Raw genomic sequence first — 19283 nt, forward strand, 5'->3', positions numbered from 1 at the left:
CCGATCAAACCGCCAGCACATTCTTGATTTCGCCGGATCAGGCGGCGTCTTCTTTCGGGGGCTCTTTGGCCCCGGTCATGAAAGCCACTGCATCCGACATCGTGTAGTCTTTGGGATCAATCGTGCAAAGCCGTTTGCCCAGCCGATGCACGTGAATACGGTCGGCAACCTCAAATACATGCGGCATGTTATGGCTGATCAGGATGATCGGTATGCCTCGGGCGCGCACATCCTGGATAAGCTCCAGCACCTTGCGACTTTCTTTTACGCCCAATGCGGCGGTCGGTTCGTCCATGATGATGAACTTGGTCGCAAAGGCCGCGGCACGCGCAACCGCGACACCCTGCCGTTGACCACCTGACAGCGTCTCGACAGCCTGATTGATCGACTGCACCGTCATCAACCCAAGTTCAGTCAGTTTTTCGCGCGCGAATTTCTCCATAGCGGGACGGTCGAGTTGACGCAGATACCGCCCCATGAAACCCGGCTTTCGGATTTCGCGACCCATGAACATATTGTCTGCAATCGACAGCGCCGGCGACATTGCCAGTTGCTGATAGACAATCTCGATACCCATATTCCGCGCGTCGATAGGAGAGGAGAAGTTTACCTTTTCCCCCTCGATCAGGATTTCGCCTTCGTCCGGAATCGTGGCACCGCAGATCGCCTTGACGATGGAAGATTTGCCTGCGCCGTTGTCCCCGATCACCGCAAGGATTTCACCTTGCCGCAGCTCAAAGTCGGAATGATCGATTGCGGTGACGTGGCCATAGCGCTTCACGATCCCGCGGCCCTGGACGACTGGTGTTGTGTCTGACATTAGCCCGATACCTTTCTGATCCACTGGTCGACCGCGACCGCTGCGATGATGAGAAGACCGATCAGCAGGAAGGTCCACTGCGCATCCGCGCCCAGCAATCTCAGCCCCAGGGTGAACACGCCGACGATCAGCGCCCCGAACAGCGACCCCAGAATGGACCCCCGCCCGCCAAACAATGAGATACCACCGATCACCACTGCGGTGATGCTTTCGATATTGGCCAACTGGCCCGATGTCGGTGACACCGATCCGATGCGCCCAATCAGAGCCCATCCCGCAAACGCACAGATCAAACCCGAGAGCATATAGACCGACATCAGCGTTCTGTGGACATTGACACCCGACAGTTCGGCGGCCTCGGGGTCGTCACCCACGGCATAGACATGCCGGCCCCAGGCCGTGTGTTTGAGCGCGTAGGCCAGCACAAAAATCAAAACGAGCATAAAGATGACGCCGACTGTAAAGGTCGCGCCGCCGACACTGAATTTGGTGCCAAAGAACTGAAGGAACGGCGCGTTGGCCTCGATATCCTGACTGCGAATGGTCTCATTCGCAGAGTACAGGAAATTTGTGGCCAGCACGATCTGCCACATCCCAAGCGTGACGATAAACGGCGGAAGTTTCACGCGGCTGACAAGCCAGCCGTTGAGGGCACCGATCAGGGTTCCCATTGCAAGTCCACACATCACCGCAACGGGGACCGGGATACCGTATCGGAATGTGAACTGGCCCATGATCACGGACGAAAAAACCATGATCGCACCAACGCTCAGATCGATGCCTGCGGTCAGAATGACCAGGCTTTGCGCTGCGGCCACGATGCCGACAATCTGAACCTGTTGCAGGATCAGGGTCATCGCGAAGGGTGAGAAGAATTTTGAACCCAGCAGAAGGCCAAAGATCGCTATCGCCCCAATCAGGACGATCAGCGGAACGAAGGACGGATTGACATGGAGAAGATGCTGCAACTTCCCCAGAACACCACGCCGATGATCCTCAAACTCTGCCACTGTTTCCGTTTTGCTGGCGGCGGCTTCGAATTCCTGGGCGCTTTGGTTTGCTTCGGACATATCTCCCCCTTTTTCGTGGCCTGCAATAGCCCCCACGAAATCAGTGTACAGGAAGTTTCAGTTTGCTGGTGAACGGAATGATGAGGCGCTCTGATACGCCTCACCATGAAAGGGCGGTATCAGCCCCAGCAGAGATCAAGACCTTCTGCGACCGAAAGCGACTCTACACCATCAACGGGCTGGTCGGTGATAAGCGCAACACCCGTGTCATAGAAGTCCTTGCCGGGCGTGTTTTCAGGCTTCACGCCCTCGTCGGCCCACTTCTTCACGGCTTCAACCCCTAGCGATGCCATCAACAGCGGATATTGCTGGCTTGTGGCTCCGATCACTCCGGCTTCGACGTTTTGAACGCCGGGGCAACCCCCATCGACCGAAACGATCAGGACGTCGTTCTCACGCCCGATGGATTTCAGCGCCTCGTAGGCCCCTGCTGCAGCGGGTTCGTTGATCGTGTGCACAACATTGATCGAGGGGTCCTTGGCCAGAAGGTTTTCCATCGCACGACGGCCGCCTTCCTCGTTGCCATCTGTGACATCGCTGCCAACCAGACGCGCATCGGTTTCATCACCAATGACATTCGGGTCCGCCAGGTCTACGCCGAAACCATCCAGAAAGCCCTGATTGCGCAGAACATCCACCGTCGGCTGGCTGACGTTCAGATCAAGGGTGGCAATTTTTGCGTCGGCCGCTGCATCGCCCATCTTGGCTTTGGCCCATTGGCCGATCAGCAAACCCGCCTTGTAGTTGTCCGTCGCAAAAGTTGCGTCGGCAGAGTCAATCGGGCTGAGCGGCGTATCCAGCGCAATGACCAACACGCCTGCGTCCCGCGCCTGCTGAACGGCAGGCACGATCGAGCTTGTGTCAGAGGCCGTCAGCAAAATACCCTTGGCGCCATCGAGAATGCAGGTTTCGATGGCCTGGACCTGCGTTTCATGGTCGCCATCAACCTTGCCAGCGAACGCCTTGAGCGTCATGCCCAACTCTTCTGCTTTGGCAGTCGCGCCTTCCTTCATTTTGACAAAGAAAGGATTGGTGTCTGTCTTGGTGATCAGACATACGGTTTCTCCGGCCGCCTGAGCAGATGCAGCCGCCATCGTCAGCACCGTCGCTGATGCGGCAAGCGTGAGTAGATTTCTCATGTTGTCCTCCCAAAATAGATTTCGCCTCGCCAGCGTGCCCGCAAGACGTGCCTCCATCCTCCAATGAAGGTCCTGTTCAAGAAACCGTGATTCTGGTCTCTGTGTCAATAAATAAATAAAGTTTATTTATTAATTTTCCCGAGCGTCTTTTCATAAGAAAACAACGCGTTTATGTTCAGAGTTATGGAGAAAGAGGCGCTCAAAATCCTGACCGGCGGGGTCAGTCAAAGCGGTGTTCGTGACCACAACGAACGTCTGATTTTGACCGTTTTACAACGACATGGACCTACAGCAGGCGCAGATGTCGCACGGCTGACGGGGCTGTCTCCGCAGACAGTATCGATCATTTTACGCAAGCTCGAAAAAGACCAGATTCTCAAACGCGGAACCCCTTTGCGTGGAAAAGTTGGCAAGCCCTCGGTTCCGATGGAACTCAACCCCGAAGGCATCCTGTCTGTGGGGATGAAAATCGGACGGCGCAGTGCCGATCTTCTGTTGATTGACTTTACGGGCAAGCCCCGCCACCAGCTGACAACGGCCTACGACTATCCCCTGCCCGATGTGATTTTCGGATTTCTCGAAACCGGTTTGGAAACGCTTTTGGCCCGCGAGCCCCAAAGGTTGCGCGACCGAGTCTGCGGTATCGGGATCGGTACCCCGTTCGAGCTTTGGAAATGGCACGACCTTACGGGAATTGCTGCAAGAAAGTTCAGCTCATGGAGAAATGTCAACTTCTTCTCGGAAGTTGCCAAATTCACTGACCTACCGGTTTTTGTTGTGAATGACGCAACCGCCGCGTGTCGTGCCGAGCATCTGTATGGCCGCGGGGCCGAATACCGTGACTATTTCTATTTCTTTATCGGTTCGATGATCGGTGGCGGTGTCGCACTGAACGGCACCGTATTTGAAGGCAACCAAGGCAATGCGGGTGCTCTGGGTGCCATGCGTACAACCGGTCCTCTGGGTGAAAGCCAGCAATTGATCGACACCGCCTCGTTGTTCCTGCTTGAGGATAGGTTAATCGAAGCCGGTGTTGATCCCAGGATTCTCTGGAACAAGCCGCAGGATTGGAGCAGCATCTCACGTTATGTCGAGCCGTGGATCGGAACCACCGCACAGGAACTGGCAAAGGCGGCGCTGTCGATCTGCGCCGTCATCGACTTCGAGGCTATTTTCATCGACGGGGCTTTCCCGACCGACGTTCGGGACGAGCTTGTCGCCCGCGTGCGCCGGTATTTGGCAAACCAGGACAAACGCGGTTTGATTCCTCCTGTTGTGGAAGCAGCCGCGATTGGAGAAAACGCGCGAGGTATCGGAGCCGCGAGCAGCCCGATTTTCCGTCAGTTTCTTTTGAACACGAATGCGGGTCTTTCTGGGATGTAGACGACCTCATTCCAGTTTGCGCCACCCAGGCATCTCGCGATACCGATACCCCCTACGACGGTGTCTGCGCGCTCACTGAGGACAGCGCCCCGCGTAAATATTTGCCCTTGGCCGCTATGACCGAAATTTCTACGCGCAGTGATGCGGCGTGTTGCTTGCCGGACCAAGTTTTGGCCTGCAACCAGACAGGTGTGCCAAACAGACTAGGCCCGCCACACGATGTGGCGGGCCTGATCAAGGCATCTGAAGGTGAGGGTCAGACGCTTTGATATTTCAACGCCTCTTTTATCGTCACATCCGGTGTTGCCTTTTTGCGAAAGAGACGCTCTTCGACCGCGCGCAACGCAACATAGAACATCGGTGTGAACAGCAGTCCGAACACCGTGACGCCCAACATGCCCGAGAAGACCGAGACACCAAGCGCCTGGCGCATCTCAGCGCCTGCACCGGTTGCGACCATCAGCGGCACAACGCCCAGAATGAATGCGAGCGAGGTCATGATGATCGGACGCAGCCGGGTTTGAGCCGCCTGAACCGCAGCCTGCCAGCGATCCAAACCCTGATCCTCGGCCTGGCGCGCGAACTCGACAATCAGGATCGCGTTCTTTGAGGCCAGTGCAACGAGCACGACAAACCCAATCTGAACAAGTATGTTGTTATCCAGCCCGGCAATCCATACCCCGGTGATCGCAGACAGAAGTACCATCGGCACGATCAGGATAACGGCTGCCGGCAAAGCCCAGCTTTCATACTGTGCGGCCAGAACAAGGAACACGAAGAGTACGGCGAAACCAAACACAAGCAGCGCGGCGTCGTCTGTATTCTTCTCCTGATAGCTCAGCTCGGTCCATTCATAGCTGATACCGGCGGGCAGAATCTGGTCGGCCAGTTTCTCCATGCGCTCCAGAGCTTCCGCTGAGGACACACCCGGCATCGTCTGGCCTTGCACGGCGGCCGCGGGGAAGAGGTTGTAGCGCGGCTGGCGTAGCGGGCCAGTTGTATCCTCAAAGCTTGCCACAGCTCCAAGAGGCACCATGGCACCATCGTCAGACCGGGTACGTAAACGCGCGACATCCTCGGCGGTTTCGCGGAACTGGGCATCCGCTTGTGCAACCACGGTATAGGTGCGGCCAAACAGGTTGAAGTCATTCACATAAGACGACCCAAGATAGACCTCCAACGCTTCGTTGATATTGGCAACCGGCACGTTCAGCATCTCGGCGCGTTCACGATCGATCTCGGCCCAGACACGTGGGTTGCCGGTGGAATAGAGCGAGAAGACAGCGACCAGTCCGGGATCTGCGTTGGCCTCAGCAGACAAGGCACGCGCGGCTTGTTCCAGCGCAACCGGACCGACATTGCCCGTGTCCTGCAGCATCATCTTGAATCCGCCACCGGTCCCGATTCCGCGCACTGGCGGGGGCGCGATGACAAAGATCGCCGCATCGTCGATACTTGCCATGCGCTGGCGGGCTTCGGCCAGAACTTCTTCGGCCTTTACGCCCTGTGCCTTACGATTTTCAAACGGTGCGGTGGCAAAGAAAATCACGCCGGTGTTGGATTCAGTGGTGAAGGTCGCACCGTTGAAGCCAGAGAAGACAGCGGCGTTTTCCACGCCTTTGATCTCAAGCAATTCATCAACCGCGTGGCGAACGACCTTGTCCGTACGTTCCAGCGATGCACCCGGAGGCAGTTGGACGACTGTGATGTAATACCCCTGATCCTGCTCAGGAACGAAGCCACCCGGAACCTTCGAGAATTGCGCATCCGTCAGCAACAGAAGGCCGGCAAACAGGCTCAGCATGATGGCTGGCACACGAACCAACCGGCGGGTGGCCCAGGCATAGCCGTTGGACGCGCGATTAAAGCCAGCGTCAAACTTGGACAATGCAAAGACCACCGGACGCACCAGCAGGCCGGGCTTCTGTTCAGCATGAGGCTTCAGCAGCATCGCGGCCAGCGACGGCGACAGGGTCAGCGACACCAGCAGAGATATCGCAGTGGCAGCGGTGATTGTGACGGCGAACTGACGATAGAACTCGCCCGAAATACCGGCAACGGCTGCTGTCGGGATAAACACCGCTGCGAGGACCAGAGAGGTCGCAACCAGTGCACCAGAGACTTCGGTCATCGTCTTACGTGCTGCGTCGCGCGGCGACGCGCCGTTGCGGATGTGTTTGTCAATCCCTTCGACTACGATGATCGCATCGTCAACAACGATACCCACCGCAAGGACCAGCCCGAACAGCGACAGGTTGTTGATCGAATACCCCAGTGCCGACATGACCGCGAATGTGCCAACCAACGATACAGGGATTGCAAGAATGGGTGTCACAGCGGCACGCCATGTGCCCAAGAACAGCAGGATCACTGCCACAACCAAAACGACGGCTTCGATCATGGTTTTGACAACCGCATCAATCGACGCCTGAATGTATTCGGTCGGGTTATAGATCACGTCATAGGCCAGACCTTCGGGAAAGTCCTGGCTCAACCGCTCGACCGTTTCAAGCACATCGGCGGCGGTTGCAAGTGCATTGGTGCCGGGACGCTGGTTCACTACCATCGCGACAGCGGCATCCTTATTGAGATAGGCACGTGTCGTATAGTTCGCAGCACCCAGTTCGATGCGCGCGATGTCGGACAGGCGTACGATCCGGCCTTCATCCCAGCGTTTCACGATGATCCGTTCGAACTCGGATACGTCGGTCAAACGGCCCGCCGTTTGCACCGATACCTCAAAATCCGCAGCATCCGGCGTCGGTTGCTGGTTCAGAAGGCCGGATGCGACCTGTGCGTTCTGGCTCCGCAGGGCCGAGATCACTTCGCCCGGGGTCATATCGAGCGCGGCGATGCGTTCGGGATCCAGCCAGATGCGCATGGAGTAATCCCGCGCACCGAACAGGGTCACGTCGCCGACACCACCAAGCCGCGTCAGCTCATCGCGCACGCGTTGCGCCGCGTTGGTGATGTACAGTGCATCGCGTGAGGCATCCGGCGAGAACATATGCACAACCAGCAACAAATCCGGAGACGCCTTTTGCGTGATCACACCAAGGCGGCGTACGGTTTCCGGCAGGCGCGGCTCGGCAATCGCGACCCGGTTCTGAACCAGAACCTGTGCTGCATCCAGATCAGTGCCCAGTTCAAACGTGACGGTGATTGTCAGATTCCCGTCCCCGGTCGCTTGCGACGACAGATAGAGCATCCCTTCCACGCCGTTGATCTGCTGTTCAAGCGGTGTTGCAACCGTTTGCGCAATCGTCTCTGCAGAAGCACCGGGGTACTGCGCGCGCACCTGCACCGTCGGAGGTGCAACCTCGGGGTACTGCGCGACCGGCAGCGTGAAATAGCTCAGAGCTCCGACGATGGTGATAAATGCGGAAATCACAATCGCAAATATTGGTCGGTCAATAAAGAAATGGGGCAGTTTCATTGGAATGTCCTCACCTGAATTTTGCCTCGCGCTCAGCGCGACGCGACCTTGGTCGTTTCTGTCTGTGATGTCTGGTGAACCTGCACTTTCGCACCAGCGGCAATCATATGCAGCCCGCTGACAACCACCTGCTCACCCGCATCCAGACCCTCGACAACACGCAATCCATCATGACGATCATGAAGAACGACATCGCGGCGGCTGACCGCATTGTCAGCATCGACAACCCAGACGAACTTGGCGGCCTGATCCGAGTTGATTGCCTGTTCTGGGATGACAATGCCTTGCGCATCTGTCTCGGCGGCCATCCGCATACGCCCGAACATTCCGGGCACCAGAAGGCCATCAGTGTTGTTCAGCACCGCATGGCCCCTCAGGGTCCCAGTGCTTGCATCCAGCCGGTTGTCGACAAAATCGATCTGGCCGGGATACTCGAAATCCGCGGCCCCGGTGAGCTTGATCTCGACCGGCAGATCACCGGCAACGCCGCGAAAACCTGCCTCGTCGTGAAGGCGCATATAGTCAAGATATTGCTGTTCGGTCACGTCAAAGACGAAATGAATCGGATCGATGGAAACGATCGTTGTCAGTGGGGTTGAGGTAGAGCCCGCAGAAACCAAATTACCTTCGCTTACAAAATCGTCGGATATCCGCCCCGTGACCGGCGCATGAATTTGCGTGAATTCAAGGTCCAGCTGTGCGCGTTCGATCGCTGCCTTGGCCGAGGCTACACTGGCCTTCGCAATCGCCGCGTTCTGTCTCCGCGTGTCCAGAACGGACTGACTGATATGGCCTTGTTCGCGCAGGCTTTCAGCCCGCGCAAGTTCGGCCCGACTAAGCTCGGCAGCTGCTTCGGCTTCGGTCAGGCCGGCCTGAGCGTCTGACAAGATCGCCCGATAAGGACGCGGGTCAATCGAGAAAAGCAAATCGCCCTTCTGAATGATCTGGCCGGACTTAAAATGCACGTTGTCCAGGTGTCCGGACACGCGGGCGCGGACCAAAACTTCGTCCACCGCTTGGAACCGGCCAGTGAACTCGTCCCAAGCATCCACATCACGTCTTTCCGCCAGAAAAACCTCAACCGTCGGCGCAACAGGTGCTGCAGCGGGTGCGGAGGCCTGCGCCGCAGCTACAAAACTGGGAAGTTCAAATTTGCTCGCTCCGTACCAAAGACCGGCGGCAACAGCGGCGCCGATCGCGATACCGGAAAATAGGGAACCTTTGTATGACATCATTCTATCCTCACCATTGGGCAATAGCCCGGGGTTGTGGGTAGAATGTCGCTTTTAGTACCCGCTCGTGTAGCCAGTTGGCAGGACCATCACTATTTCCCGTCAGGACGCAATTGAAGCGACGCCAGATAATCTATTATCTTCAAAAGCTTGGAGGGTTTGACACGAGGAAATCCACGAACGCCCTGACGCGCGGGGCGACGAGTCTGCGGTCGAGATAGACGATGGAGTAGGGAAATCTGTCCATCCGGACCTCCTGCATCACTTCCACCAACCGGCCTTTTTCCAAGGATTCAAGGATCAAGTAAGTCGGTAGTTGTGCAATCCCAAGACCGGCCTCTGCAGCTTGGTGGATCGCGTCGATATCATTTCCGATCAGGACCGGATCAAGCGTCCGGCGCACCACATTGCCTTCACACTCGAATATGAAAGGAAACAACCGTCCTGTGTTCTGAGCGCGATAATGTATGCCCCGATGTGCTTCCAGATCAGGTATTCGCTGTGGGTGCCCGTAGCGTTTTACATAAGACGGTGCCGCGACAGTGTGGATGACATCATCGAACAGCTTTCGTGCGACCAGATTGGCACTGTCACCCAGTTCACCGATACGAATGGCGACATCAATCCCCTCGGAAGCCAGATCGACAATCCGGTCCTCAAAGCGAAGCTCCACCTCGACATGCTTGTAGCGGCACATGAACGACAACACCCGCTGCGTCAGCCACATCCGCCCAAAAACGGCAGACGCCGAAACTACCAGTTTTCCCCTGGGCTCGTCCAAACTATCCGTGAATTCGGTTTTCAGACTCTCGGCATCATCCAGCAGCTTTCGCGCACCCTCCAGTAGCCGTTCACCTTCCACGGTCAGCGCGACCGAGCGCGTGGTACGCGAGAACAGCTTTGCGCCGACGTCGGCCTCGACACGCTGAACAGCTTTTGAGACGGCAGAACTGGTCATTCCTTCAATACGCGCCGCCGCTGCGAAGCTTTCTGTCAAAGCGACGCGGACAAACAGTTTGAGGTCCGACAGGTTATCCATGACCGCTAATTGCCGTCAGTCGCGCATCCTTTGTCAACAACTGATAACAGCAACCCTGTGTGCAAAGGCGCGCCGAGGCCTCATTGGTCATGCGGCCTGATCGGACGCGTTCAGTTGAGCCAAGCCTGCTTTGAAGGTGGCAAGGTTCGCAGCACCCGGTAACCGCAGCTTCCGCCCTGTGACAGTGTCTGTCAGAAAAATCGACGGGACGCCCTGGACACCGAGGGCAAGACCTTGGCGCAGCGAGCCATCCACCCGCGCCCCGTAATCACCGTGGTCGATGGCGTCAGATATCGCCACAGGGTCGAGACCTACCCGCCTCGCCACATCTTCGATCACTTCGCGCGATCCAATGTCCCGCCCGTCTTCGAAGAAAGCCTTGAACATCGCCCTATGGAACCTGTCGAAATGCGGGGTTTCTTTGACGTATTCGGCAGCGGCCAACGCATCCTTGCTATAGGGCTGAACCGGCGGCAGTTTCAGGGGCAGCCCACGCTCTTCCGCCAGCGGATAGACAGAGCGGCCCCAGACATCGCGCAAGTAGCCACCGTCGGGGTCGAGCGTTGGGTTTGGGTAGGGACGCAGTTCAAACGCGTGCCAGTTCACGGTAATCGGGTGCTCGCTTTCGGCCCTCAATGCGTCAAGCACCGGTAATTCGAGATAGCAGTAAGGACAGACGTAGTCTGACCAGATGTCGATAACGATAGGATGAAGCTCTGACATGGTATCACCTCTTGCGCTGTGGTTATGACATGCAAGGTTGGGTTGGGCGCGTCAGATCAGAATTGGTAAAAAGTCGCGATTACCGTTGCACTGAACGCAACGACTAATCCTGCGCAATTCGTTAGAGACCAAATTAACAGAAAATGGCGACGTGCGCTGATTAGCGGGAAGAAGCTTCGGCGGGCCGCCACATCGGACCAACAGCCAAAAGCAGAATAAGAGTGTTCCAAAGAACGTTCTGCCAGTGTCCGGAGGCAACCGAGCCAAAACTGTCAGCGGCAAACCATGCACAAGCACCATAAACCAGCGACTTTCGCACCGCTTCCGGCGCGTGATCGTAGGCCATTGTCGAAAGCGTCCAGACCATCACCGCCCAACCAATCAGGAATCCGCCTGCGAGCGCCGACAGAAAACGGATTTCCTCTGACTGGTAGTCCGGGAAGCCGTCGATGGGCCAGGTCAGGATATCAAGGCCGAGCCTGGCTGGCTCATTCGTAGCCGGGATTGTACCAAGTATCAGCGCCGGCCCAAAAAAACCGATGACAATCGCCGAAATCTTCAGCCAGAACTTGTGTACAGCGTGTGTGTTCATGGTGACCCTATTCAATGTTTCGTCTGGACACTATCGGCGGTCCCGTAACTGCTGCAATTACCTCAGAGGTAAGTGCACTTAGTCGTGGTGTCGGTTAACACTATGGAATGACCGAATTTGCAAACGCACTGAAAACCTGGCGCGCGTCGCGCCGTCTCAGTCAGCTTGACCTGGCCATGGAGGCGCAGATTTCCACGCGGCATCTATCATTCCTGGAAACTGGGCGCGCCAATCCCAGCCGCGAGATGGTCATACGGTTGGGTGAGGCGCTGAAACTTCCGCTTGATGCCCGCAATCAGATGCTGACAAACGCAGGCTTTGCCATTCGCTATCAAGGTCGCGATTGGAACACCTCTGAAATGGCCCCGATACGCCGCGCGGTTCAATGGCAGTTGGAGCGGCACGCGCCCTATCCAGGGTTGGCCGTTGATCGGTTGTGGACGATCCGAGAGGCGAACACGACAGCGCTTGCGCTCTTCGACCTGTTTGGCATCGGTGTCGGAGACAGCATGTTGGATCTGATGATGATGAGCGCGCTGCCGGAGTACGTCGAGAACTGGGCAGAGGTCGCCCATAGCGTAGCGACGCGACTTCGGACGGAGAACGCGGCTTCGGGTGGCGTGCCCGAATTCGAAGCCGTGATCGAATACTTGCTGGGCGTTCCGCAGCCAAAATCTATCACGCCCGGGCCGGTCATCCCGACTGTTCTAAAGCACGGTGATTTGCGCCTGTCGATGTTCGCGACCATTTCTCAGTTCGGGACACCGGAAGACCTTCTGCTCGATGGTTTGAAAGTCGAACTGTATTTTCCAAGCGACACGGCGACCCAAACCGCATTTGAACAGATGCATGCCGCCGCAGGGTCGTAGGCTTTTGAGGCGATTAACATGGCTCATGGGTGCTCTGGGCATCGCCCGGCGGATTCTATCGGGGTCTACAAAGCAGTCACCTGGCCCGGGCGAATAGGTTTGAGAAAAGTGATCCCTGAGAGTGTTCTTGTAGAACTGCGCTGCCTGCTGCTGTTAATCTGGCTAAATGATCGCAAATTCTTCTTTCTTAGAGACTTGGTTTTGCGGCTGGGCGCTCGTTCAATTTCAGCCCCTCCAAATGTCGCACAACTCAAAAGGGCTGCAGTCGGAGCGTACTCTTGCAGTGGGAGTTTAAGAATTCGTAACTTGCAGTTGCAAAGCGATGTGCCCCATAAACTATGAAGGAACATAACTGACAGCTTCATAAACAAGAATTCGTATAGGAGACTAACGTGAAAACTCGCTTGTTTCTTGCAGGGATCGGAATGGGCATCGCATTGTGCCCCGTACAGGTTGCGGCCGAAGACGCGAAGAGTTGGCTTTTGATGGAAGTTGCCGAAAACGCCACGCTCGAAAACGGTCAATTGGTCCTGACCGGGATTGATGATCAGATCACTCTGTTCACAGACCGACCTTATCGCGACGCGATGAATATGTCTGTTGAATCGATCGTGGAGAACTGGGGCCACGGCGAAAACAGCTTTGCGTCTGATCCGCCCAACGCAGCCTTGTCCGGTATGAGCGCTGGCAAGCAAGTTGGTATGATTGTCACCCTCAGCAATCCTAAGCTAGAGAATGATGCTCTGACCTTTGACTACGAGGCGTTGCATGGAACAGATGTAACACAGCTCGAGTCCGTCTCGCTGGTTGTCGACTCTATTTATTATACGTTTCAATGTTGGGCTTCGTGGGGTGAAGACTGCAACAATTGATCCCCGCCAAAACTCCGAAGTAGCGGAGTGCAGAATTACCCGCTTTGGGGAAAAAGCGATGCCGGTGCTGGGGCGATACTCAGGATGGTATTGCAGCAGGATCTAACGTACGCGCCCACAAAGCAACTTTCGATTGTGCGCAGGCCGAGCGTCAAAACCACGTCTGTTCGACGTGGTTTTGACTTTGAGCGGCCCTGTCATGCGGCCTCGGCTTGACCAATCAAGACACAGATTTGGTCGCCGGGCCATTGCGACGCGCGCTGCAAATCACCGCCATCCTGCACCATTTTGAACCGACGCGCCTATCAAACGCACATCAGTTTGATGGCGTCTGAGCTTTCCAAAGCAAAATTAATGTTGGAACAATTGCTAGTTGACGCAAAGGAAGTTACCAATCGACGTTAATAGTCGTTCTTTGCGATTTGCATACCACAAACCCTGAGGCCCCGCACATTGGCTGTGGCCCCGATTTGACGGAGAAACGAACTAATGAAATCAACCGTACTTGCAGCAGTGTTTACTGTAATTGCCGGAAGCTCTGTACTGGCTCAGGATCAAAAACCTGAGAGTTTTCTGATCGTTGAGCTTGCCCAAACTGCGCAGATCGCAGGAGACGTTCTTACGCTCAGCGGGATAGACGGGTCGGTTCTAGCGTTTTCAGATCGCCCCTATCGTGACACAAAAACCCTTTCGTTGTCAGATATGATGGAGAACTGGTCCAAGGGATCTGACGATCTGGCCTCCGATCCACCCAACGCCGCACTGACAGGCGTAGTCGATGGCGCTGAAGTTGGACTCGTCCTAGAGTTGAGGGAGCCAAAACACGAGAATGACACGCTCAGCTTCACCGTCAAACAGCTGGCCGGCCCCGAGGTTGGAGAGATGCAAAACGCAGCACTGATCATCGACGACATCTGTATCACCGGAACGTCGTACTGCCTGATGACGGGTAATTGGAGTGACATTGGCGGCTAAATACGGGTTATGAGTCGCCACAACGCTAACATCACAAGCGAATGCGGTTTCGCCAGAACTTGATACAACCGATCAACCATTAAGAGAGTTTGCAAATGTACCTTACTTTGAAGCGACTGACATGCGTTGCAATCACGGGGCTTCTGGTAGGTGCCACGGCACCACAGGCCATCGCGGGTCCTACGGAGGGCGAGACGCAGTATGGCTGGGGTGGGCTGCCCGGGTATAGCAACGCGGGCCCAAGCGTTGGCGAAACGCAATACGGATGGGGCGGGTTGCCCGGTTGGCCATTTTATACGGCCGGCGTGCCAAGCTGGGGTACGATCGGCCCAAGCGTTGGGGAAACTCAGTATGGATGGGGCGGGGCAGCTTCTGGATGGCCGGTTACAGGGCCCGTTGCGCTAGGCGCGCCGCTGCACTCATATGGCCCGCCGATTGTTGGATACAGGATGGTTCCCGTCTACGCCCCGGTGCTGCCTTATCCACAGCCTCAGGCACCAGCAGCCAGTCAGGATGCCGGACAAGCGGCTGCAGCCCCACGCCCGGTTGTTTGCATGGTGAAATCGACTGCGGCGACAGATAGCGGGGACGCAAGTCCGGACGTCGCAGTGATAGCGCAGACCGACGAGGCATGCTCGGCCATTGGTGGAACAGTGCAAGAGGTCGCAAGTTCAAATCCGACCACCAATGGTGCTGAAACCACGACCGATAACAACTGAGCCACCCCCGGGGAAATAGCGTCAATCGGCCATTCAGCCCCGGTGATGCTTTCCCAATGCGCGGGTACTGTTGCGTTATTCAACTGCGAGGGCGGATTATGTCGATCATACGCTTGGTTCATGCGGTATTGCTATGTTTCGCATTCATCGCGGGACCGGTTCAGGCGCAGCAATCCGACGCAACATCGGCCGAGGCTGAGGACGGTGAAACCTATCTGTTGGCGATCGGGGTTTGTCCGCCCTATCGGACCCATATTCCGGTCGAGGCCTGCAGGAACGGTGTCGACTCGATTGTGACGAATTTCAAATCGGGTCTCGGGATCAGCGCTGACAACGTCGTTTCACTTGTCGACGAACACTCGACCGGCGTTAATGTTCTGAAAAACATTGACGATCTGAGTGCCAAGATAAAACCCGAGGACCGTTTGATCGTGTATCTTATCCTGCACGGGGACGCGTTCTATCAGTGGGCGGATTACTACAACCCCGATCAGACGATCCGGGATGTCAATAATCGAGTGTCAAACCCCGGCGAGGATTTGTTGGTCTTCTGGACCAAGGAAGAGCCCACCGTGCCGGTACTGGCGATCGCCCAGAAGGACTGGCTTCCTGCGGGCGAGCTCGTGAGCGCACTGGAGACGATTCCGGGGCGCGTCGCCCTTATTCTAGATTCCTGCTCGAGCAACTTGGTTTTTGAATCCTTTCACCAACTGGCCTCGGATAGTGAAAGGATCGACTATGTCCTTACATCAGCCGGAAGTGAGCAAGCATCGAATTTCAACATAGACATTTCAGCACCGCTGTTCGGTCAGGAACTCGCAAATGCCATGAGTTTGCCGAATGCGAGAACTTTTGGTCAGGTCGTTGAACATGCACGGGTCACAACCGTTCTTCATGCGTTGGCGATGTGTTCGTCAGTCACATTCCCGGCGGCCGGATTTTCCAAGCTCTTCCCGTCTTTGCCGACCCCGCAGGCCCAGACAGCAGACGGGATGGTATCACCACCACTTTGGTATTGCTCTCAGGTCCCTACGGTTGTCGACTATTCCGGTGAGATGACTGATCGGAAGCTTGCGGTCTCTCCCAAGGACTGAGCCAATCGGTATTGCGCGGGACTTGCCGTGGCCACAAGATGGTGCCGGGCTACCCCTTTTCAAAACATCAAGGCTTTGGAATTGGGTAGCGCCAAGCACCAAAGATCATGCGATCTGGCTTTATCAGTTTTTGACTTGTGGTGCAGCACCGATGTCCTGCTCGAACGGGACCAAGGATGATGAGTTTCCGGTCACAAGAGAACCCAAGTCCGCCCAGCCTTTGAAGAAGTAGGAAGGGCTGGAGTCGATTACGACATAACTGTCTTGCAACGACTGCGTCTCTGCACCTTCCAAAACAGTATATCTAAAGGTCAGATTCCCATCGATTAGCTTGGGCTCAGTCAATTCGACAACGACTGATACCGGTTTCCCGTCCGATTGCCCGATGAGCGCTGCGTTCGGTGGATCGCTGGCAAAGCTGTCGTGACCTTCCCCCCAGCCTTTTATCATATCGGCACTGGGTACGGTTGCTGCAGCGCGATAAGGCCGGTCTGCAAAAATCACCATATGCGGATCCGCATCCAGAAGGGTCAGAATACCATCCTCCATCGTCGCCGTGTCGGAATGCTGAACAAATAGATAAGTTTCCTTCGCCGGGTCTTCGTCGTTCGCCGCAAAAGAGGGGGCCGCTCCGATAGCCAAGGTAGCGAGTGAAGCGTGAAGCACTTTCAGTATGTGTGTCATTGGTTCTCCATTCTTTTCAGATCGGTAGAAATTCGATTTTGCGTCGCGTATTCCAAGGGGTGTGTCGGGCGGCGTTGCTCAACTCTAGACTTATCGAGACTGCTTTCGCCTCTACTTTTTCAACCTGGACTGCGTTCATTTGATGAGCGTGGCGACTTAACGTGCGCGTCGTCAGAAACGCTCACTCATTTGTCGCCTCGAGGGCCTGCGCGTCGTTCGGATTCCCGTCAATCATGTCGATCGACCAAAGCACGTCGCCCCATGGGGTTTCATCAATGACGAAATAACTGTCCTCCAGCACGATGGAATCCTGCCCTTCAAGAACCTTGTAGTCAAAAACCAGCGTGCCATCGCTGAGCTTGGGATTTGTCAGCTCGACAACAACCGAGGTCGGTTCGCCATTTGCTTGGCCGACCAAAACAGCGTTCGGCGGATCATCGGCGAAACTGTCTTGGCCTTTGGTCCAGACTTCAATCAGGTTTGCCGTTGGAATTGAAGCAGCGGCGCGCATCGGGCGGTCAGTGAATGCAATCATGTGAGAGTCGATATCGCTCAGCGTCAAAACCCCGTCTGATAATGTGGCCGAGGCCGCATGCTGAACAAACAAGGCTTCGCCATCGTCCTTTTCCGCCGATTGTGCGGCTGCAACGCCAGCTGATCCAGCGACCAAAATGACTGTCGCTATGGAATTGAACAAGCGCTTCATGACGTGCCCCTTTATTGAACTGTGGCTGTTTCCGACGAAAAAAGTAATGAGCTTAGGTGGTAGTGTATTGGCAGTGCCGCTTACCCCAATAAATTGTCTGTCACGCATACATTACAAGACGGGGTTAACGATTATTAATTTAGCACTAAGGTTGAGTTGTGGCACATAGGCCCAAATGTTCGCCGCAGAATGAACGCGAGAAACACGTCAGACATAAAAAAGGAATTGGTATGAAAGCGGCCCCATTCTTATTCATCGGGTTAGGCGCTCTGGTTGCGTCCACGGCGCTGGCGGATAACGCCGCCAACAAAAGCTATCTGTTCGTCGAAACCGCAAACACAGTCGAATTGGCTGATGGAAAACTGGTGCTGCATGGGGTCGATGATGCGGTCTCGGTGTTCGCCGATCGCCCCTATCGCGACGCGGGCGTGATTTCGGTGGATCATTTTCTGGATGTTTGGAAATTCGGCAAAGACAGCTTTGCGGTAAACCCTCCGAACGCAGCGCTGTCTGGTGAAATAGATGGAAAAGCGCATGTTGTGATCGTTGAGATCTCGGCACCCAAATCCGTTGGCGACACGCTAGAATATACCTACTCAATTATTGAAGGTGAGCCGGTCGGAATGATGTCAAACGCCGTGATGGTCATCGACGGTTGGTGGTCCGAACCTTACTCAGGTCCGTTTGGCGGATTGCCTGGAACAGGATGAGTGCCGGGTTACAGCACTTCCAAAGCGCACCCAGATTTGCGTTGCGCCTTGGTAAACCGCAATGAATAGTAGACGTATGAGATTTCGCTTCCAGATTGTCGAGCGCGGGATGAAACGCACAAACCTGATACTTTTGTCCCTCGTTACATTCGGGCTAGCGAATGCGGCTATGGCGCAATCATCCTCTCCGACGCCGCCCAGTGTTGTCGTTGCGACTGCATCGATGAATGAGGTCCAGAAACAGGATGAATTTGTCGGGCGCGTGGTAGCGGATCAAAGCGTTGATCTACAGGCCCGCGTCGAAGGCGTGCTGCAAGAAGTGAATTTTGCCGAAGGCGGCGTGGTTTCCGAGGGCGACGTCCTTTTCAGGATCGAAAAGCAAAGCTATGAGGCCAGCGTCGCCAGTGCGCAGGCGGCGTTGAAAAGCGCGCAAGCTGCTGCTGCCAGCGACAAGACCGAGCTGGACCGGCAACAGGCCCTCTTTGACAAGGGCGATATAGCTCAATCCGTTCTGGATACCGCCAGCGCGACCTTTGCCGAGGGGCAGGCTGCGGTGGATGAGGCCGCAGCCGCTTTGAAAATTGCGCAGATTGATCTTGGATACACAGAAATCACCAGCCCCCTGGATGGGCGTATCGGACTGTCTGCCGTGGATGCTGGCAACCTCGTTAGCTCTGATAGCGGTGTGCTGGCGACCGTCACCAGCATTGACCCGATACTGGTCAGCTTTTTCGTCAGCGAGCCGGTGCTGCTGCGCGAGCGTCGGAACGGGTCGATCACCCCGACAGATATCAAGCTGACGACCCAGATCACACTGGCCGATGGTCAGGCCTATGCGACAGCAGGCAAGGTGACCTACGTCGGCCCCAATGTCGGCCAGGATACGGATACAGTCGAACTCAGAGCCACGTTTGCCAACCCGGATGGCCTGCTGATCCCGGGCCAATTTGTTGTCGTTGGCCTGAGCGGGTCAGAAGACGCCAAAGTGCTGACTGTGCCGCGCAATTCCGTCCAGTTCGACAACAAAGGGTATTTTGTATTCTCGGTGGACGATAAAGACACGGTTCATCGCACCGATATTGAGATTGGCGTTCAGACAGCCACCCAAACGCAAGTGACGAAGGGCCTGAAAGAAGGGGATCGCGTTGTTGTGCAGGGGTTGCAGAAAATTCACGATGGGTTGGTCGTGAAAGCGGTTGATAGCCAAGGTTAGGGACGGG

At 55.8% G+C, this 19283-nt stretch carries 18 protein-coding genes; 8 read left to right on the top strand and 10 right to left on the bottom strand.

From position 1 onward, the window contains the following. Positions 1–37: 37 nt before the first annotated feature. From ACR0KM_RS03425 to ACR0KM_RS03435, 3 genes are all read right to left on the bottom strand, one after another. A complete protein-coding gene (locus ACR0KM_RS03425; RefSeq protein WP_480819141.1) occupies positions 38–820 on the bottom strand; it encodes an ATP-binding cassette domain-containing protein in 783 nt (260 codons plus the stop codon). Beyond that, the gene (locus ACR0KM_RS03430; protein WP_480819140.1) at positions 820–1890 is read right to left on the bottom strand and encodes an ABC transporter permease; all 1071 of its coding nucleotides are present in this window, start codon (positions 1888–1890) and stop codon (positions 820–822) included. Before ACR0KM_RS03430 ends, ACR0KM_RS03425 begins: the two co-directional genes overlap by 1 nt. A gap of 119 nt (positions 1891–2009) precedes the next feature. Next, positions 2010–3029: a substrate-binding domain-containing protein gene (locus tag ACR0KM_RS03435; RefSeq protein ID WP_480819139.1), complete on the bottom strand. Its 1020-nt coding sequence runs from the start codon at positions 3027–3029 to the stop codon at positions 2010–2012. A gap of 183 nt (positions 3030–3212) precedes the next feature. Between ACR0KM_RS03435 and ACR0KM_RS03440 the strand changes: the two genes are divergently transcribed. Further along, complete coding sequence (locus ACR0KM_RS03440) at positions 3213–4412, top strand: ROK family transcriptional regulator (RefSeq protein ID WP_480820043.1); 1200 nt, start codon at positions 3213–3215, stop codon at positions 4410–4412. Between the two features lie 256 nt (positions 4413–4668). Here ACR0KM_RS03440 and ACR0KM_RS03445 read toward each other — a convergent pair whose 3' ends face one another. From ACR0KM_RS03445 to ACR0KM_RS03465, 5 genes are all read right to left on the bottom strand, one after another. Continuing rightward, positions 4669–7848 carry an efflux RND transporter permease subunit gene (locus ACR0KM_RS03445; protein ID WP_480856582.1) on the bottom strand — a complete coding sequence of 1060 codons (3180 nt, stop codon included), beginning with the start codon at positions 7846–7848 and terminating at the stop codon, positions 4669–4671. A 32-nt stretch (positions 7849–7880) separates the two neighbouring features. Continuing rightward, a complete protein-coding gene (locus tag ACR0KM_RS03450) occupies positions 7881–9080 on the bottom strand; it encodes an efflux RND transporter periplasmic adaptor subunit (RefSeq protein WP_480856581.1) in 1200 nt (399 codons plus the stop codon). A 142-nt stretch (positions 9081–9222) separates the two neighbouring features. After that, a complete protein-coding gene (locus tag ACR0KM_RS03455) occupies positions 9223–10119 on the bottom strand; it encodes a LysR family transcriptional regulator (RefSeq protein WP_480856579.1) in 897 nt (298 codons plus the stop codon). A gap of 87 nt (positions 10120–10206) precedes the next feature. Next, a complete protein-coding gene (locus ACR0KM_RS03460; protein ID WP_480856577.1) occupies positions 10207–10842 on the bottom strand; it encodes a DsbA family oxidoreductase in 636 nt (211 codons plus the stop codon). 160 nt (positions 10843–11002) lie between these two features. After that, complete coding sequence (locus ACR0KM_RS03465; protein ID WP_480819134.1) at positions 11003–11434, bottom strand: hypothetical protein; 432 nt, start codon at positions 11432–11434, stop codon at positions 11003–11005. A 107-nt stretch (positions 11435–11541) separates the two neighbouring features. Here ACR0KM_RS03465 and ACR0KM_RS03470 point away from each other — a divergent pair, with 107 nt between their 5' ends. The 5 genes from ACR0KM_RS03470 to ACR0KM_RS03490 all read left to right on the top strand — a co-directional run bounded on the left by ACR0KM_RS03470 (position 11542) and on the right by ACR0KM_RS03490 (position 15963). Beyond that, entirely contained in the window at positions 11542–12303 is a 762-nt protein-coding gene (locus ACR0KM_RS03470; RefSeq protein WP_480856575.1) for a helix-turn-helix domain-containing protein, read from the top strand. A 392-nt stretch (positions 12304–12695) separates the two neighbouring features. Continuing rightward, positions 12696–13175 (top strand): hypothetical protein, encoded by a 480-nt coding sequence (locus ACR0KM_RS03475; RefSeq protein ID WP_480819132.1) that lies wholly within the window; start codon positions 12696–12698, stop codon positions 13173–13175. A 489-nt stretch (positions 13176–13664) separates the two neighbouring features. After that, positions 13665–14150, top strand: a complete 486-nt coding sequence (locus tag ACR0KM_RS03480) for a hypothetical protein (protein WP_480856574.1) — start codon at positions 13665–13667, stop codon at positions 14148–14150. Between the two features lie 449 nt (positions 14151–14599). Further along, positions 14600–14869, top strand: coding sequence for a hypothetical protein (locus tag ACR0KM_RS03485; protein ID WP_480819130.1), 270 nt, complete (start codon positions 14600–14602; stop codon positions 14867–14869). A 98-nt stretch (positions 14870–14967) separates the two neighbouring features. Further along, positions 14968–15963 (top strand): hypothetical protein, encoded by a 996-nt coding sequence (locus ACR0KM_RS03490; RefSeq protein WP_480856573.1) that lies wholly within the window; start codon positions 14968–14970, stop codon positions 15961–15963. 123 nt (positions 15964–16086) lie between these two features. Here the strand turns inward: ACR0KM_RS03490 and ACR0KM_RS03495 are convergent, their stop codons facing one another. Together ACR0KM_RS03495 and ACR0KM_RS03500 are read right to left on the bottom strand one after the other, a co-directional pair. Next, positions 16087–16647, bottom strand: coding sequence for a hypothetical protein (locus ACR0KM_RS03495; protein ID WP_480856571.1), 561 nt, complete (start codon positions 16645–16647; stop codon positions 16087–16089). A gap of 181 nt (positions 16648–16828) precedes the next feature. Further along, positions 16829–17461 carry a hypothetical protein gene (locus ACR0KM_RS03500; RefSeq protein ID WP_480856569.1) on the bottom strand — a complete coding sequence of 211 codons (633 nt, stop codon included), beginning with the start codon at positions 17459–17461 and terminating at the stop codon, positions 16829–16831. A 122-nt stretch (positions 17462–17583) separates the two neighbouring features. Between ACR0KM_RS03500 and ACR0KM_RS03505 the strand changes: the two genes are divergently transcribed. Then, positions 17584–18063: a hypothetical protein gene (locus tag ACR0KM_RS03505; RefSeq protein WP_480819126.1), complete on the top strand. Its 480-nt coding sequence runs from the start codon at positions 17584–17586 to the stop codon at positions 18061–18063. Positions 18064–18172: 109 nt separating this feature from the next. Continuing rightward, positions 18173–19276: an efflux RND transporter periplasmic adaptor subunit gene (locus ACR0KM_RS03510; RefSeq protein ID WP_480856567.1), complete on the top strand. Its 1104-nt coding sequence runs from the start codon at positions 18173–18175 to the stop codon at positions 19274–19276. The last annotated feature ends 7 nt before the right edge of the window (positions 19277–19283 follow it).

This window comes from Ruegeria sp. G10 (assembly GCF_056533645.1).

Bases quoted from the DNA above. Each gene is read 5' to 3' on its own strand.
- ACR0KM_RS03450 (WP_480856581.1), bottom strand. From the start codon at position 9,080: ATGTCATACAAAGGTTCCCTATTTTCCGGTATCGCGATCGGCGCCGCT.
- ACR0KM_RS03470 (WP_480856575.1), top strand. From the start codon at position 11,542: ATGACCGAATTTGCAAACGCACTGAAAACCTGGCGCGCGTCGCGCCGT.
- ACR0KM_RS03480 (WP_480856574.1), top strand. From the start codon at position 13,665: ATGAAATCAACCGTACTTGCAGCAGTGTTTACTGTAATTGCCGGAAGC.
- ACR0KM_RS03500 (WP_480856569.1), bottom strand. From the start codon at position 17,461: ATGCGTGACAGACAATTTATTGGGGTAAGCGGCACTGCCAATACACTA.
- ACR0KM_RS03485 (WP_480819130.1), top strand. From the start codon at position 14,600: ATGGTTCCCGTCTACGCCCCGGTGCTGCCTTATCCACAGCCTCAGGCA.
- ACR0KM_RS03425 (WP_480819141.1), bottom strand. From the start codon at position 820: ATGTCAGACACAACACCAGTCGTCCAGGGCCGCGGGATCGTGAAGCGC.
- ACR0KM_RS03435 (WP_480819139.1), bottom strand. From the start codon at position 3,029: ATGAGAAATCTACTCACGCTTGCCGCATCAGCGACGGTGCTGACGATG.
- ACR0KM_RS03460 (WP_480856577.1), bottom strand. From the start codon at position 10,842: ATGTCAGAGCTTCATCCTATCGTTATCGACATCTGGTCAGACTACGTC.
- ACR0KM_RS03455 (WP_480856579.1), bottom strand. From the start codon at position 10,119: ATGGATAACCTGTCGGACCTCAAACTGTTTGTCCGCGTCGCTTTGACA.
- ACR0KM_RS03440 (WP_480820043.1), top strand. From the start codon at position 3,213: ATGGAGAAAGAGGCGCTCAAAATCCTGACCGGCGGGGTCAGTCAAAGC.
- ACR0KM_RS03510 (WP_480856567.1), top strand. From the start codon at position 18,173: ATGAAACGCACAAACCTGATACTTTTGTCCCTCGTTACATTCGGGCTA.
- ACR0KM_RS03490 (WP_480856573.1), top strand. From the start codon at position 14,968: ATGTCGATCATACGCTTGGTTCATGCGGTATTGCTATGTTTCGCATTC.
- ACR0KM_RS03445 (WP_480856582.1), bottom strand. From the start codon at position 7,848: ATGAAACTGCCCCATTTCTTTATTGACCGACCAATATTTGCGATTGTG.
- ACR0KM_RS03465 (WP_480819134.1), bottom strand. From the start codon at position 11,434: ATGAACACACACGCTGTACACAAGTTCTGGCTGAAGATTTCGGCGATT.
- ACR0KM_RS03495 (WP_480856571.1), bottom strand. From the start codon at position 16,647: ATGACACACATACTGAAAGTGCTTCACGCTTCACTCGCTACCTTGGCT.
- ACR0KM_RS03505 (WP_480819126.1), top strand. From the start codon at position 17,584: ATGAAAGCGGCCCCATTCTTATTCATCGGGTTAGGCGCTCTGGTTGCG.
- ACR0KM_RS03430 (WP_480819140.1), bottom strand. From the start codon at position 1,890: ATGTCCGAAGCAAACCAAAGCGCCCAGGAATTCGAAGCCGCCGCCAGC.